We start from the raw sequence: 400 nt of genomic DNA, 5'->3' as shown, positions 1-400 counted from the left end.
TAGACTTCTTCTAAATGCCTTTCGGGCACGTATGATTTCTCTTTTATCCTTCATTTACCTTCCCCTTAATTAGAAGCCATTTTATCAGGATCTGTACTCATGATATCAAACAATTGAGTACCTTGAGGAATCTTATTTTTAAAGGGAACAACAACTGAACCAGCTTTTATCAGTCCTGCCCCTTTTTCTGGATTTACAAGGTATTTTTCAAGTTCTTTTGACAAGCCTAAGAGTTGAACCAGTTCTTCTCTATCATTTTTTGCTTGCTTGAGGAGAATCATAAATTCACTATTTGCAATAATCCGTCTACCATTTGGATCTAACAATAAGGTTTCGACGTTTTGAGTTATTCCAGTCGGACTGGCTCCATATTTTCTGACACGACTCCACAATTTAAAGA

1 pseudogene is annotated in these 400 nt (G+C 36.2%); it reads right to left on the bottom strand.

The features are described 5' to 3' along the window. Positions 1 to 65 precede the first annotated feature (65 nt). Positions 66 to 400 (bottom strand): annotated as a pseudogene (locus CBI42_RS11445) (VirB4-like conjugal transfer ATPase, CD1110 family); the annotation flags it as partial.

The organism is Streptococcus sp. KR (assembly GCF_002238115.1).
GTDB lineage: Bacteria > Bacillota > Bacilli > Lactobacillales > Streptococcaceae > Streptococcus.
This window is presented reverse-complemented; position numbering and strand designations above follow the sequence as displayed.